The following is a 15,491-nucleotide window of genomic DNA, read 5'->3' as shown; positions in this document are numbered from 1 at the left end:
GGAAGGGGGAAGACTGACAAAGTCTTTCCCTTTCCTGCCGCTAAAGGCGTGAATGTATCTAAGGAGTGGGACTGTGAAATTATCATTGCGATTTAAAGTAAGCGCATTGGTCTTGCTGCTGGTAACGCCTCTTTTTCTCTTTCTGTACTACACCAATATCTATTCGATCAACATCGTCCGGGAGAAGGTTGCAAAATCCGCTTCGGACACACTTACCCTTCATTTGGGCACACTCGATGAGCTGCTGGAGCAGACCAGCCATTATTTGCTGCGTACAGCAAATGAGAACATGCTGCTGGAGCTATATTCGGATAGCGGTCCGGACAGTGTCAATTATTACTTGTCCATACGCAAGCTTATGGACCAATGGTATAGCGATGTTAGCTATTACACCATCATTCGCAGTGTATTTGTGTACCATCTGGACCGGGATGAATTGTTCCTCAGCAGCCAGAAGGAGTATTACCAGGAGAAAGACATGATTACCTCAGGGCTGTCCTCGCGGCTCAAAGCCTCTAAACTTCCGGCTTCCCTTAAATGGGAAATCGTTACGATCGGCGGGGAGCCGGTGTTATTCAAAGCGCTGCCGGATAAGAGCGGACGGCTTCTTGTGGGTATTCTTGTCAGCATTGACTCATTGGCACAGCCCCTGACGCATTTGGAGTCTACAGGAGGCGGTGAGCAGATCGGCATTATTTCTAATGACGGCGCCCTGTTATGGGGCCAATTCGCCGGCGCGGATCTGGCTCTCATCCGTAATCACCTGAATGATCCACTCAGTCCATCGGGTGCTTCTATTCGTCTCAGCAACGGCAATAACTATTTACTCATAGATAAACCCTCACTTTATTCCGATCTGAATGTCTTTATCCTACTGGACGAAAAATCAATTCTGGACGAATTGCCGAGATTCCAACGGATCATCAATGCCATTCCTATTGCCATTATTATCATTCTGGCTATACTTCTGGCTATGTTGAGCCGGCTTGTGTTCAAGCCTATCCAGCATTTTATAAGCGGAATGCGTATCCTGGGCAAGGGGCAATTGGATTACCGTCTAAAGGAGGGTAACAGCAAGGAGTTTCAAATCATTACCCAGCAGTTCAACCAGATGGCCGAGCAAATCGGCAATCTCAAAATCGATGTGTATGAAGAGCAGATGAAAGTGCAACAGGCGGAATTGAAGCACCTTCAGGCACAGATTAACCCCCATTTTTTCATGAACTCCTTAAATATCGTCTTTCATCTCGTAGAGCTTCAGAAGTACAGCCTGATCAAGAAAATGATTGGCCATCTGGTGTCTTATTTCAGATTCATTATGAACACTAACGATACGTGGATAACGCTCTCCAGTGAGCTGAATCATATCCGGAACTACATTGAGATCCAAATGGTCATGTATCCGGACAAGCTGACCTATCAGGAGCAGCTTCCTAAGGAGCTTGAGCACACACTCATTCCGCCGCTGCTGATTCAGCCGTTTGTGGAGAATGCCATGAAACATGGATTCATCAATAACACGAAGCCCTTCGAGGTCGTGATTACGGTTGGAGAAGAAGCCGGAACGAACGGAGATTCGTGTATTGCCATTCAAATCAAAGATTCCGGGCCGGGCTTCTCCGAGCGCCAGCTTGAAATGCTTAATCTTGGAGTGTATGAAAAAAAACCTACTGACCGTCATCTGGGAATATGGAATGTCTACAGACGCATGATGATGTTCTACGATAACCGTGCAAGGCTCGCCTTTCATAATGCTCCCGAGGGGGGCGGGGTTGTAGAGATCAGACTGCCTATTCAAAGGGGGCTGTGACGTTTACATGTATAGAGTTTTGATTGTCGATGACCAATATTTTGCCTTGCTTGGATTGCAACAGGGTGTGAACTGGAGCGCATTGAGCGTTACGGAGGTCTGTCTTGCGGAGAACGTCGATCATGCCATTGCGTGCCTGGAACAACACTCCGTGGATTTGCTCATTTGCGATATCGAAATGCCCGGGAGAAGCGGACTGGAGTTACTGGCCTGGGTGAAACAGTACTCTCCCGGCACGCTAACGATCATGCTTACTTGCCATGCGGATTTCGAATATGCGCAGCAAGCCATCCAGCACGGGGCATTTCATTATTTGTTGAAGCCTGTGGATTATGATGAATTGATGAGAGTGGCTAGCAAAGCAATTACCGAAATCAACAAACAGAAGGAACACCAGCAGTTCGAAGCACTTATAAAAGACTACCGGAGAAAATGGGAGCATCAGCTGCCCTTGCTGGTGGAGCGGTTCTGGCAGGATATTCTTAGCGAGCGGGCTTCGCCCGTCTTGGATTCGCTGCAGATCTCCGCTAACACTTATGATTTAGATTTGAAGCCGGACGACTGTTACGTCATCGCTTTGTTAGGTCTTGAGCAATGGAAAGAAAACTTAAGTGCGCGGGATGAGACGATCATGGAATATGCGCTTCGCAACTTGGCAGAGGAACTACTCTTGGCCGGGATGGAGGGTGCAGTGCTGCAGGATCAGGTAGGCCACAACCTGGCAATCGTCTATGTGAGGGGGAACGGGAATTCCGTCAGCCCTACGCTTGAGCAGAACTGCCGGACATTTCTGAATACATGTGAACAGATGCTTCATTGCTCCTTGTCGATCTACATCAGTCCTGCCGTCTTACTACCTGAAATTATGAGTGCGTATACTTATGTAACGGAGAGGGAGCAGCGCAATCTGATCCGCTCCCGCCAAGTGTTCACTCCGGACTATCCTGCCTGCAATAAACCTCTTGATTCCATGCCCGTGGCGGCTCCAATGAACTTATTTGGAGAGTGGGCGACCATCCTGGAGCTTGGTGAACTCGGAGAGCTGGAGCGCCGTGTACAACTATGGTTCTCAAATATTGAGGCAGACCACTGGACGAATGAATTGCATCGTCAGCTTATCCATGGCATCCTCTTCATTATTCACACCGTCTTGGCCAAAAAGGGTCTATCCGCACACGAATCCGCCAAGCTAAAATACCTGATGGACAAGGAAAATTACCCGAAACAATCGGTCGCTTTACAGAACTGGGCTATGGATTGTCTTAGGGCTGCCTTACAATTGTTGCAGACAAGCAATAACGTATCATCCACCGTTGTCACTAAGATCAGACAATATATCCGTTCCCGTCTGAGTGAAGAGATTACCAGGGATGAATTGGCAGCACATGTGTATCTGAACCCGGCGTATTTATCCCGTTTATTCAAGAAAGAAACCGGTCTATCCATGTCGGATGTAATTATTCAGGAACGCCTGCAGAAGGCCAAGCGCTTGTTGGAAGAAACTGAACTCAAAATTACCGACATTGCTGAGCAGGTAGGGTACACCAGCCTGGGCAGCTTCTCCAACCTGTTCAAACGGGTGGTTGGCGTAACACCGCAGCAATACCGCGCCCGGAAAAAGAATTAATATGCCCGGTTTCATTCTCGTTATGGATAACTACAACGGCCTTGTTAACTCATGAGCCCCATCACTGGTTTGTTATAACAATAATCAGGCAGCTCCCTATGAAGAGACAGAGCGGGGAGTAGAGGACTGTATCCCGCTTGGCGAATACAGTTCTTTGTTGTTTCTTAAAGAAGCCAACCCAGCGAAAATCTCCAACGGCCCGCAGTATAAATACGCTGGCTAAGGCCCAGCCTCCATAAATAAGAAGCCAATCCGGAAACAGCACCCGCTGGACGACTTCTCCGAGCTCTAATACGAACCATCCCGCTATAGCCAATGCCACCGCCACGAAGCCGGTAGCCATCGCCGTCGGCCGAAACAATGATTCAGAACCAGTGCTGGGGATCGCAGCCAAAGCTCCGATTCTCCCGCCGGCCATCCAGTACAGATGAATTCCGCTGAGCAGAAATAATACGCCTCCCACGATCCAAGTGAACACACTCATCATTGGCCCTCCTTAGATTCTCAGCAATTGTTCCCGCAGCATGCCAATATGCCGGTGTAGTTCTTCATCCCCAATCTGTTCGTGTTTATACCGTTCATACCATCCCAAATAATAATGATATAAGATGCGGGACTTTTGCTCCGCAGCTGCAGGAACCATTCCAATCCTTACAAAAAGATCCTCTGCTTTCTCAGCTACGGATGAACTTAGGATAACTTGCTGCGTCGATATTTCCCCCCAGTGTTTCACCATCCGCGCGATATACTCATTCCTATTTTTGAAGTACCAGTAAAAGCTGCTCTTGCTGCAGCCTAACTCTGACGACATTCTCGGATTATATTCTAAATTTTAGGGAATGGCAACCTATGGGAATTGGCGGGACCAGACCCCTTTTTTTAGCCCGTACATACCATACACAGTCTATTCTTTAATAGGTATATCTATCATGTATAATGTGAATTTATGTCGAATTAAGTTGAAAAAAAGTGCCGGGATTATTCCGTAATTGCTATACGGGTGCTTGGCTTCCTGTATAATTTACGAATATGCAGATAGTTGAAGCTGCTGATTCCTGATATTAGCCAATCCCCAACGAAAGAGAGTTGTGACCTTGAAATCCATCGCCTGGGTAACTGACAGCACCAGCACAATTGATTCTGAATTTGCCCTGAATAACCATGTCTATATTGTTCCTCTCCGCCTGATTATCAATAATGAATGTTATAAAGAAAATATCGACATCACCGCCGATCAGTTCTATGATCAAATGCGCCTGAATGACAAGGTCGGCAGCTCCCAGCCGCCAATCGGCGAGTTCGTGGAATTATACGAACGCCTGAAGGAAGACTATGACGAAATTATTGCGATCCATTGTTCCTCCGAGCTTAGCGGAACCTTCCACACCTCGATGCAGGCAGCGGACATCGCTGGCGTTACTGTAATAGGCATTGATTCCAAGGTAGGCGCTTACCCGATCCGTGAGATGATTATGCGCGGCGTTTACTGGCAGCAGGCAGGCTGTTCTGCGCTGGAGATCAAGAGCAGAATCGAAAATATCATTGAAGAGATGTCTTTCTATCTGATCCCTGCCAGTCTGAGCCAGCTGCACCGCAGCGGGCGGCTTTCGGGCTCCCAGCTTCTGCTGGGCCAGCTGATGCGGATTCACCTGCTGCTGAAATTCGACAAAGGCAAAGTTGTCGTCGTGGACAAAATCCGCACCTTCAAGAAGACGAAGCAAAAGCTGCTGGAGACACTCGGCCAGGATATCCGGCTGATTCAGGATATTTGTATTATGCATGCCAACAATATGGAAGAGGCGCAGAGCCTGGAGTCGGCGATCAAGGAAATGTCGCCTTCTGTGCGTACGGAAATTATGACCTTTGTCCCGGTCGTAGGCGTTCATATGGGTGAGGGCACACTCGCGCTTTCGTGGATTAACAATACACCTATTCACAGTTTCACTGTTCAGAATAAAGTATTGGAGCCTGTGCTTCAGCATTGAGCTCCGCTCGCCGAAGTAGCTTACACACAAGAAACCAGCAGGTCCCGGAGCGGGTCTGCTGGTTTTCTTTGTTATGAATAGGTGTGATAAATGACAAAGGCCGGAAGGCGAGAATTGGTATATTAAGTCTCATGGCACGATTAAGTGAAATAGAACTTTAGTCATAAGAGTAATAGAGACTATAGTTATTTCATAGAAATCCGACAAAATAAACCATATCATTTGGGCGTTGACAGCTAGAATATTAATTGGTATATTCCGGACGTTAAGAATTTTAGATAAATTTACGGTGGGAGGGGAATCGAAGAAACGCACCACTAGCTGGAAGCTCATGGAGTCGTCAAAACAAAAACGGAGGGATGATATCAATGGCAAACGTTACAGTTGGACAGGAGAATGGAATTGCAATCGAGCTTCATTATGAGGATGTCGGGACCGGTAAGCCGGTTGTACTGATCCATGGCTGGCCGCTCAGCGGAAGATCCTGGGAGAAGCAAGTGCCTGCACTGGTGGAAGCCGGTTACCGGGTGATCACGTATGATCGCCGCGGATTCGGCCAGTCTTCCCAGCCGTGGAACGGATACGATTATGATACATTCGCTGCGGATTTGCATACATTGATTGAACACCTGGATCTTCATGATGTGACCCTGGTCGGGTTCTCCATGGGCGGAGGCGAAGTAGCGCGTTACATCGGTACTTATGGAACGGAGCGGGTATCCAAAGCGGTGCTGGCCGGTGCTATCCCGCCGTATCTGTACAAATCAGCGGATAACCCGGACGGCGGATTTGACGATGCGACTATTCAAGGATTTCAAGATGGGGTGAAGGCGGACCGTCTGGCGTTCCTGGATGATTTCACAACCAATTTCTTCGCCTCTGGGGACAGAACAGACTTGGTAAATGAACCGTTCCGCTTATACAATCGTGATATTGCAGCTTTCGCATCGCCGAAAGGTACCCTTGATTGCATCGCTGCATTTAGCTATACCGATTTCCGCGGGGACCTTGAGAAATTCAATTTGCCAACGCTAATTCTCCACGGTGACTCCGATGCAATCGTTCCTGTCGAGATTAGTGGCCAAAAAGCGCATGAGCGGATCGCAGGCAGTCAATTAGTCGTGATTGAGGGCGGACCTCACGGATTCAATGCTACCCATCCTAAGGAATTTAACCATGCATTGCTGCAATTCTTGCAAGGCTAATTAGGAGTAGGAGGATTTCAGGGCTTTTTGTGCTTCTGGATTGAGCTCCGCTTGCCGAAATTGCTTGCATACAAAGAACCAGCAGGTCCCGGAGCGGGTCTGCTGGTTTCTTTGTGCATCGACTTTCCAGGCTGGTTAGATTCGGGAAGACAATTTCATCCGTATCCAGTTCATGTCTACATGCGATCCCGGACAGCTTTTCGTTACGCCAGCTACCTCCCGGTGCCCGACCACGTCCTCCGGAGACAACTTGTACCGGTCCATCAAATAGCGGCATAGCCTCAATAACGAATCCATTTGGCGCTTGGAAGGGTGATGCAGATCCATATTACCGGACATGCAAACTCCAATGGATGTTTCATTGCGTCCCAGAGTATGAGCGCCCACATGATAACCGCGTCCTGATCTAATCTGTCCGTCTGCCACACCCGGTGCCTCTATGAAAAAGTTATATCCAATTCCGCTCCAGTTCATCGTATCCTGGTGATAGGCATGGGTACGATGAATATCCCAGCCTTCCTCCTCCGTGTGGTGGACAATGATGCTGTCTACGTCCTGCAAGGGTTGAAGCGGCTCGCGAAAGTGAAGCTTCGCTTCCGTAATCCAATCTTCTGTGCTCATTCGATCTCTCCTAGAAATCCAGATGTAAACGCGGGGGCATGGGATCCAGTCCCAGGATCTGATTCTTCGTCTGTATCGAATAACGGCTTCTATAATGGTCTTCCCCATACATGGCCCGTTTGATTTCAATCGCCAAGTCCAGTTCTTTTAAAGAATCGCCGGTTCTTCCGGCTAAATAGCAATAGACTCCAAGGTTATGGTGCAGCTTAGCCATCTCACCCGAAAACTCATGCTTCAGTTCCTCTAAAATATGTAGGGCTTTATTATAATATTCATCTGCCAGGCGGAGTTCGCTTCGTCTCAATAATATATTGCCATAGTAGAGAAATACCTGAGCCATATCCCGGTGCAGCGGCGTAAGACTGCTCTCTCTAAGAGTTAAGGCCTCTTCACAGATTGCGAGCGCCGTCTCGTATTGTTCCACGTCATGGTGAAAATAGACCAGGTTGATTTTGTAATCGGCGAGTTTGCGCGAATTATAGTTTTCTGGAAGCAAGGATATCCGGATCGCTCTTTCGTAAAGAGGCAGCGCCAAGTGGTGAAGCTTCATATCCTGATAGAGGGTAGCGAGATTATTGGCAGACATCGCGACACCGATATGATCCCCGCCAAGTACCTGTTCCCTGATCGCAAGAGCTTTACAGTACAGCGGCTCGGCTTCCTCCATCCGGCCCATATTATGATAAAGCGTGCCCAGGCCATAATAAGATTTTGCCGTAAACCGGTTTGTTTCACCATAGAGGGTAAGATGTATATCAAGCGAGATGTCGAACATGATCTCCGCTTCGGTATAGTTGCCTTCTTTGAAATAAATATAGGCCAAATCGTAGACGAGGATTCCTCTTAGGGACTGCGCTTCCGTGGTTTCCAGGGACTCCAGGTAGCTGATAAACTGCTTGAACAGCGGGATGGTTAATTCCCATTTTCCCGTGTTGAAGAACTTGGCATCCTCATGGCGGAACCAGTCTGACAAGGAGACAGGCGTACGCCATCCATTCTCAACCTGTTGAAGTCCATGGAAAAAAGCTTCATCCAACCAATCGTAGGCATCCCGCAACATTCCGGTAAAGCTGTGCTGGCTTAGCAGATTCGCATAATACTCGAACAAATACCGGTGCCCCTCCCGGATCGTGTGGACACTTTGATGATGACGCAGACTCTCCCGCATCAGGGCGTGCATTTCCCACCGGTTCGTCAACTCATTATGATGAATGAAGGAGAAACGCAGCAGCTCGTCTCTTTGGTAAAGAGGATAGCCGGTTTGAAAAGCCTGCACGATCGCTTCGAACAAAGCTTCGTCCCATGAACGGGCGATGGCCAGCAGCTCCAGTGTCTGTATCTCATAGGGCGTCAAATATTTCAGCAGTCGCTCAATGAGGAGCTCCGGCGTTCTCCAGTCTACAAAATCCTGGATAATCGGCGTTCGGGTACGTATGATTTCATTATGCAGATTTACGGCCAACCGGATGGTATAAGCGTGCCCGTAGGATTGCTTAATAATCGTATTCCGGATGTCTTCATCCGTTACTCCGGAGCGGACCAGTATGGCTGTGCTTTCTGCTTCGGTTAAAGAGTCCAGCGGACGCTGAGCGCAGACGAAGTCCCAATTCGGATCGATCTCCGCCCATCGCAGCCGTTCTCTACCTGTAATGACCCACAACAGGCCGGGATGGCCTTGAATCATTTCACGAATCCAGCTATCGACAACGGATTGGTACCCCTTCATCCGCTTATCTTCCCATAGGGCCTCATAAGTATCAAGGAAGATCACCAGCCGGCAGCCGGTTTTTTCCTGATGGGCTAACAGATCTTCAAGGAAGACATCGGGTAAGTAGGCTAACAACTCTGAAGCATCCAGCGCTGATAGCTGTGAGAAATAGTCCATTTTGGTTTTAGTCATATATTTATGTATAAAGCTCGAGGATTTACGGAACAGGTTATATACTTTTGGAACCAGGCCGAGCCCAGGTACATCCTCAATCGTATTGATGAGTTCAACTAACAGATCGCCTTCATCAAGCAGCGGAGTAATGGACTCCTTGAGCGGCAAATGTGCATACGCTTTGCTCATATATAAGGCGTACACCATATCGAATAAGGAAAAGTTGATTTTATTGCTGGAAGTGATCGATTTCCTGAGATGGATAAGTGCATTTTCCGGCTGTTGATGAGCTTTTGTCTCGAAATCAACGATGCCTACAGCGATATCCTCCCGCTGGGTAAGGCGGTGAACCATCTCTCTGCGCAATGAGGATTTGCCCGCGCCTCCCACTCCGTAGAAGCACAACACTTTGTAATCCTCCTGCTGCTGTAACTCAAGCGCATTATAGAGTTCCTCGAAATAGGACTCGCGTCCTGTGAAAGAATCCTCCTGCTTTCTCTTTAGCTTGTCCTTCAACGTCGAGCGCTGAAATATCATATGAAGACCCCTCTTCCTGCCATAACGACACGCAGTCCTGTATCCACATTACCTTATATCTCAATATTGTACTTTACCATGGAGGGGAAAAATCGACTATAACGATTATTTAACTATTTATCATGTTGTATATCCTGGATACTGACTATAGATGGATTTTATAGGAGGTATAGGGAATGGAAATTGAAATCATTTGCCCATTTAAAAATGCATGGAAGTACATTGACGAAATGAAAAAAGGTAACAAAAAAGACTCCCAGCTGTTGTGGGATGCGCACTTAATTCAGCCGTACTGGGATCGAATTTCTCAGTGGGCCCCGTTTGACCAAAGCTTCATGAAACCTGCCGGGATTGAGGACTTAGATACACTTGAACAGCAGTTGAAGTTGCTGGCGGAAATAGATGTAGATAATCTTAAGAGTGAATTCATCCGAATAAGCCGCGAACTCCCGAAGCACGATGAAGACCCCATAATAGCAGCTATTTATCCTAACAATAATGAGCTCGTAAAAGCACGTCAGAATGGAGTGGCAGGTGCATGTGTTTTCGGAAATATAATGATTAATGTCAATCCGCTAGCAGACAATTGGGAAGAATGGATTCCCTACGTTTTTGGTCACGAGTACCATCATAGCGTTTGGGGGCATCACTGGTATGTGTTGAATGGCGGATTAGAGGGGAACTTCCTGGAGTATATGATCAATGAGGGACAGGCGGATGCGTTTGCCAAAAGTCTATTTCCTGACCTACAGCCGCAATGGCTTAGGACGTTGACCGAAAGCGAAGAAATAGAATTCTGGGACAAAATCAAACCAATCCTCTTTTCCACAGACCGGCACGATTTTGATAAATATATGTTTGGAGACGAAAAGAGCGGACTCCCATGGTGTGTGGGTTACATCTTTGGTAATTTAGTAGTTAACAGCTACCTAAGGTCACATCCGCAAGTCTCTTTCACTGAATTAATAGCTGTTCACCCTAAGGAGATCCTTAATGAAAGCATTTATAAATTATAGACAAATTTCAGAAATGAACCACTAGGCATGTAATAAAAAAGGATGCTGAAATGTTCAGCACCCAAAAAGGATAGATTTTATGAGTGCCTTTATTTTTTGATGGAGGGCTTACAGACGAAGGGGCCAACGGGTTTATTGGTCAGGACTTTGGAGGCGTTACGCACTTTTCTGGCGAATACCAGTGGTTTTTGGACGGCTTCCCAATGGATGTACCAGATGTTCGGGTTCGTAAATAACCAGTGGTTATGAAGAGCAGTTACTTTAATGCCTGCTTTGCGGAGTTCAGAGATAAATGGATTGATTTCCCGGGTGAGGATCACAGATTCCCCAAGGCATAGTGCTCTGCCGTCTTTCCCAACACTCTCGAAGGAAATACCGAAAGGAAGTGTGAACAAGCCTTTTGAACGTCTGCCCAAGATCCGCACCTTAATATTAGTACGTAGCTTAGTTGCAACACATACTCCGTTAACGACCTGGGGCTCACCACCAAAAATCTCCGCAAACTGTCTACAGAGTGGACTTATACTCATTTTTATCACCATCCTTTTGATATATAGTATTTTTAAAAGGCTATCTTTGAAACGGCGTTTGCATCGATTTAGAAGAGTTAATATCCATATAGTGGAGAGGCCCTGGGTTATCAGTGCACAAGCATTTCTATATTGTTGTGCTAAAATGTTCCTGCTATAATGATGTGAGGTAATATTACATAATATACCAACTATCTTTTGGAAGGAACGATAAGATGGCGATGAAATCCCACCCATTAAAACACTTCTTATTTGCTCTCATGTTCTTAGCTCTTATCACCGGATTGTCCCCAGCATTGCCAAACGCCTTTGCGGAAAATTCAAGTGGTGAAGGTACCCCGTCCACGCAGCCGGAATTAACCTTGTTCGATGCTTCATTCAATTCGGATACGGTTATGTACCGTTTCGGTTACACTTTCCCTACAGGCCCTTCCTATGATTATTTCGATGCTGTGCTTGATGCGCGGATTGAGTTCATAACAGACGCAGGCAGTGCTCCTGCGGTCTATTTCAGGAATGATCCTAATGTAAATGCCGTTAGGATAACAGGGGATTCTTCGATTTATCTGAATCTGACTTTGCCCCGAAGCTTCTTTGATGAGCAATTGAAAGCTATGAAGCTAGATCAAGGCAGACTTGTTTTCACCCTGCACGTTCTGACGCCCGATGGAAATGATATTCCTTCGAAGGAGCAGACATATACCGGCCTGGTCGACCCTAAGCCGCTGCCCGGCTCCGGAGTAGCGTCAAAGACCAATCAAACCGATTCCAAGCCGGCAGGTCAAGCCGCTGCGAAGCCTGCCGGCTCAGCCAGTATAAGCCCTGCTCCATCGGCCACTAGATATCCTAAGGTGATATCAATCAGCGCTTTCGGTTTTAACCACCTGGCATTGAAGAATGACGGCTCGGTCTGGGAATGGGGGAATACGAAAGGCGCGGAGCAGGTATCCGGTTTACCTTCCAATATCGTAAAGGTCGCGGCGGGAACACGGCATCGTCTAGCGCTTGATTCGGACGGCAATGTGTGGGCCTGGGGTATGAATGATTTCGGGCAGCTCGGTAATGACATTAACGGCTACGCAAACTTTTATACGGCTCCTGTCAAAGCTCAGATCGAGCATGTTAAAGATATCCTCGCCTTCGATAACACCTCGTATGCTTTGAAGGAGGATGGAACGGTCTGGATTTGGGGAGATGAAGTCTTCGTATCCAACTCGATTATGGAATCCACCAAGCCTCTGGAATATCCGATCCAGATTCCAGGCATCAATCATGTGACGAGCATTGCCGGTGGCTACAAGATGTTAATGCTGAAGGATGACGGAACGGTCTGGTACTACCAAGGTAAGGGCAGTGGAAAGGTATTCACCGGACCGCACCAGATGAAGTATGTGATAAGCCCCATATTCGAAATTCTCGGAATCCGTTTTGCTACGGTGGACCCTATCCCGGAATTCACGAAAGTAGTGAAAATATGGGGCGGCGGAAATCCGAGATACGCCCTTAAGCAGGACGGCACGCTCTGGATGTGGGGGGAAAGCCAGCCAGTCCTGAAAAAGACCGCTGATATAGTAAAGCTCAGCTCCGGATATTACCACACACTGCTGCTGAAAAAGGATGGTACGGTTTGGACCTCCGGTACGAACCGGCAGGGTGAGCTGGGGTTGGGGTATGCCGATAACTCTGAGGACTACCATACGTTTCACCGTGTGACAGTCATCAAAGATGCCGTTGATATTGCCGGCGGATTGATGAACTCTTACGTTCTGAAAAAAGACGGAACCGTTTGGGCATGGGGATATAACGATAAACGGGGAGTGCTTGGCGACGGTTCAACGAACAAGCGGCTTGTCCCTGTCCGCATACCGGGACTGAACCCGCCGCATGGCTATGATATGGAGGGACATTGGGCGCAGGCTGCCATGGAGCGGCTGTATGATCAGTCGATTCTGGGCGGCTACAGTGATTATTCTGTAAAGCCGAATGCGGCCATAACGAGAGAACAATTTGTGAAGATGCTGGTGCAGGCAAAAGGGCTTGCGGCAGTGAAGGGGAAAACATCCTTCTCTGATGTGCCAGCCAAGCGGTGGTCGAACGGAGCTATTGAGGCTGCCGTCGCAAATGGGATCATTCAGCCCAATGAGTACGGCCAACACTTCCTGCCGGAGGGGAATATTACCCGATTTGAAATCGCCGCTATGGCGGCTAGAGCGCTGGGCCTCCAGCCTAATGAATCGGCACTTGCCTTCCAGGATAACGCTGATATTAAGAACCAGCGAGGGAATATCGGGGCTGCCGTGGAAGCAGGAATTATTGGCGGATTCCAGGACGGGACCTTCCGGCCTAATCAGACAGCCACCCGGGCAGAGGCGGCGGTTATCATTACCCGGATTATGGACTACGCGAAGTAACGTAGCTTGCGGCACATTTCAATAAAACAAATAGCAGCCGCACGGAGGATGATCCGTGCGGCTGCTTGATTGTGTGAATATGGATTAATTATCAAAGGGAGTATCTTTTACTGAATCCCTTTCATATACCCCTGAATTTTCTTGGAGGACAAGTAGAGCAGGATACTCAGGAGGATGGCTGCGCCTCCAATGACACCAAAGTATACCATCTCAGTGTCAGCCGAATAAAATTTAACAATCTGCGCATTAATTGCCTGGGCAGCCGCATTGGATAAGAACCATAAGCTCATGGTCTGGGCGGAGAAGGCGGAGGGTGCCAGTTTGGTGGTAGCCGACAGTCCTACAGGAGACAAGCATAATTCCCCCAGCACAACGATGAAATAGCTAAGAACAAGCCATAACGGATTAACCAGGGAATCCTCACCGCCAAAGTAAGCCGGCAACAGGATCACAAGGAAGGATAATCCGGCAAATAATAGACCCAAGGCGAATTTCTTCGGAATCGAAGGCTGCCGTTTCCCGAGCTTCACCCACAACCAGGCGAAGAGGGGGGCCAGCGTGATAACAAACAAAGGATTTAAAGACTGGAACCAGGCTGGACGAATATGCATACCGGCAAAATCGAGCTGTGTACGTTTATCTGCATAACTGGCAAGGATGGTTGACCCTTGTTCCTGAATCGCCCAGAACATAATCGCTGCAATAAACAGCGGAATATAAGCAACGAGTCTTGAGCGTTCGACGCTTGTTGTGAGCGGACTACGGAACATGACAATGAAATACAGGGTGGGAATCAGAATTCCCAGAATACCTACAACCGTTATAAAGGATTTAAACGTTAACAGACCTAATGGGATCGTAACAGCAACAATAACAGCGAGAAGTACTGCACTGATACCGAAGATAAGGAATACTTTTTTTCGTTCTGCTTGTGATAAGGGACTTGCGACTAAAGTGCCTGCTAGGCCGAGGTTTCTTTTCTTGGTAAAGATGAAGATGATTAAGCCCAGCAACATACCGACGGCTGCAATGCCGAAGCCCAGGTGGAAATTATAATCTCCGACGTATCCTACAATTAGCGGAGCGATAAATGCCCCCAGGTTGATACCCATGTAGTATATACTGAAGCCTGCATCCCGGCGCCCATCTTGTTCGCTGTAAAGCTCACCTACAATACTGGATACATTAGGCTTCAGCAGGCCCGTACCCAGCACGATCAGAACCATGGAAACAAAAAATAAGGAAATACTCCCCGGGATGGCTAAGGTGATATGCCCGAGCATGATTAATATACCGCCGTAGAATACAGCCCTTGATGCACCGAATATCCGGTCCGCCAACCAGCCGCCAATAATCCCGGACATATAGACCAGTGAACCATAAATAGACATAATGGCGAGCGCTGTGCTCTCCTCCATGCCGAGTCCGCCTTGGCTCAGCTCATAATACATATAATAAACAAGGATAGCTCTCATTCCATAATAGGAAAACCGCTCCCAAAACTCTGTGAAGAACAGAGTAAATAACCCTTTAGGATGTCCAAAAAACCCCCGTTGCGGAACACTTTCAACAACTCTTTGTTTGTTTAAATCAGCCATGCTGCTACTTCCTCCCTTGATGGTTAACAAAATTCCCTGCTTAAAGTATTACCCCTTAGTCAGAATACCCATTATGAGGTACTTTCAACTTTCCATTCCCCATATTAGTCTCTTCAGCGGGAGCAAAAAACTTAGTATACAACATTGGTGGAAGATTGGATATGACATCGCTCCAAGAAGGGAAATTTCGGGTATACCGATGATTTATCGGGTGCCGGATCGTCTATACTTATGAATCATCAATCGAATCCAAACTCGAGGAGGAACAA

At 47.6% G+C, this 15,491-nt stretch carries 12 protein-coding genes; 6 read left to right on the top strand and 6 right to left on the bottom strand.

Translation table 11 applies throughout. The features are described from left to right. Positions 1-73: 73 nt before the first annotated feature. Both JRJ22_RS28660 and JRJ22_RS28655 read left to right on the top strand, forming a co-directional pair. Positions 74-1,810, top strand: coding sequence for a sensor histidine kinase (locus JRJ22_RS28660; RefSeq protein ID WP_206102564.1), 1,737 nt, complete (start codon positions 74-76; stop codon positions 1,808-1,810). A gap of 7 nt (positions 1,811-1,817) precedes the next feature. Then, complete coding sequence (locus JRJ22_RS28655; protein WP_206102563.1) at positions 1,818-3,437, top strand: response regulator; 1,620 nt, start codon at positions 1,818-1,820, stop codon at positions 3,435-3,437. A 61-nt stretch (positions 3,438-3,498) separates the two neighbouring features. Here the strand turns inward: JRJ22_RS28655 and JRJ22_RS28650 are convergent, their stop codons facing one another. Next, the gene (locus tag JRJ22_RS28650; RefSeq protein WP_206102562.1) at positions 3,499-3,924 is read right to left on the bottom strand and encodes a DUF3995 domain-containing protein; all 426 of its coding nucleotides are present in this window, start codon (positions 3,922-3,924) and stop codon (positions 3,499-3,501) included. Between the two features lie 9 nt (positions 3,925-3,933). Continuing rightward, positions 3,934-4,248, bottom strand: a complete 315-nt coding sequence (locus JRJ22_RS28645; protein WP_206102561.1) for a hypothetical protein — start codon at positions 4,246-4,248, stop codon at positions 3,934-3,936. Between the two features lie 283 nt (positions 4,249-4,531). On the opposite strand from JRJ22_RS28645, the gene JRJ22_RS28640 reads away from it, so the two are divergent. Both JRJ22_RS28640 and JRJ22_RS28635 read left to right on the top strand, forming a co-directional pair. Continuing rightward, positions 4,532-5,422 (top strand): DegV family protein, encoded by an 891-nt coding sequence (locus JRJ22_RS28640; RefSeq protein ID WP_206102560.1) that lies wholly within the window; start codon positions 4,532-4,534, stop codon positions 5,420-5,422. A gap of 368 nt (positions 5,423-5,790) precedes the next feature. Beyond that, positions 5,791-6,627: an alpha/beta fold hydrolase gene (locus JRJ22_RS28635; protein WP_206102559.1), complete on the top strand. Its 837-nt coding sequence runs from the start codon at positions 5,791-5,793 to the stop codon at positions 6,625-6,627. 135 nt (positions 6,628-6,762) lie between these two features. Here the strand turns inward: JRJ22_RS28635 and JRJ22_RS28630 are convergent, their stop codons facing one another. Both JRJ22_RS28630 and JRJ22_RS28625 read right to left on the bottom strand, forming a co-directional pair. Continuing rightward, positions 6,763-7,248, bottom strand: a complete 486-nt coding sequence (locus JRJ22_RS28630; protein WP_206102558.1) for a peptidoglycan recognition protein family protein — start codon at positions 7,246-7,248, stop codon at positions 6,763-6,765. Positions 7,249-7,258: 10 nt separating this feature from the next. Then, entirely contained in the window at positions 7,259-9,667 is a 2,409-nt protein-coding gene (locus JRJ22_RS28625) for a tetratricopeptide repeat protein (protein ID WP_206102557.1), read from the bottom strand. 176 nt (positions 9,668-9,843) lie between these two features. Between JRJ22_RS28625 and JRJ22_RS28620 the strand changes: the two genes are divergently transcribed. Further along, entirely contained in the window at positions 9,844-10,683 is an 840-nt protein-coding gene (locus JRJ22_RS28620; protein ID WP_206102556.1) for a DUF2268 domain-containing putative Zn-dependent protease, read from the top strand. An 89-nt stretch (positions 10,684-10,772) separates the two neighbouring features. On the opposite strand, the gene JRJ22_RS28615 is transcribed toward JRJ22_RS28620, so the two are convergent. After that, positions 10,773-11,213 (bottom strand): DUF1259 domain-containing protein, encoded by a 441-nt coding sequence (locus JRJ22_RS28615; RefSeq protein WP_206102555.1) that lies wholly within the window; start codon positions 11,211-11,213, stop codon positions 10,773-10,775. Between the two features lie 260 nt (positions 11,214-11,473). On the opposite strand from JRJ22_RS28615, the gene JRJ22_RS28610 reads away from it, so the two are divergent. Then, positions 11,474-13,624: an S-layer homology domain-containing protein gene (locus tag JRJ22_RS28610; RefSeq protein ID WP_206102554.1), complete on the top strand. Its 2,151-nt coding sequence runs from the start codon at positions 11,474-11,476 to the stop codon at positions 13,622-13,624. A 107-nt stretch (positions 13,625-13,731) separates the two neighbouring features. Here JRJ22_RS28610 and JRJ22_RS28605 read toward each other — a convergent pair whose 3' ends face one another. Beyond that, complete coding sequence (locus tag JRJ22_RS28605; protein WP_206102553.1) at positions 13,732-15,222, bottom strand: peptide MFS transporter; 1,491 nt, start codon at positions 15,220-15,222, stop codon at positions 13,732-13,734. Between the last annotated feature and the right edge of the window lie 269 nt (positions 15,223-15,491).

Source organism: Paenibacillus tianjinensis, from assembly GCF_017086365.1.
Classification (GTDB): domain Bacteria; phylum Bacillota; class Bacilli; order Paenibacillales; family Paenibacillaceae; genus Paenibacillus_AQ; species Paenibacillus_AQ tianjinensis.
This window is presented reverse-complemented; position numbering and strand designations above follow the sequence as displayed.